The following is a 291-nucleotide window of genomic DNA, read 5'->3' on the forward strand; positions in this document are numbered from 1 at the left end:
ATGTTAGCCATTCTTTGTCTAGTCCAGCACTTGTTAAATTTTCCTCCATTATCGTTCCATCAATAATTATATCCTTTTCAAGACCTGAACTTGTTGTTTGAATGTTCATATGATAAGGAGTAAGTGGTTTTTTATCTGATTTGGGTAATACAGATAACTTACCATCCGTTTCCATTATAGCAAATTCTACGTCCGCCACATTGAAAGCATCTTTTTCTCTTAATTTCATCTTTAATTCATTTATGGTCAATTTCATTTTCTTCATATTTTCATCCACAATGGTTCCATTTT

The 291-nt window shown here is 31.6% G+C and carries 1 protein-coding gene; it reads right to left on the reverse strand.

Annotation, left to right across the window (positions count from 1 at the left end):
• The coding region (locus V7137_RS27740) for a DUF421 domain-containing protein (protein WP_335701049.1) at window positions 1-265 on the reverse strand (265 nt) is incomplete at its 3' end.
• Window positions 266-291: the final 26 nt, after the last annotated feature.

This window comes from Neobacillus drentensis (genome assembly GCF_036962765.1).
In the GTDB taxonomy this organism is placed as follows: domain Bacteria; phylum Bacillota; class Bacilli; order Bacillales; family Cytobacillaceae; genus Neobacillus; species Neobacillus drentensis_C.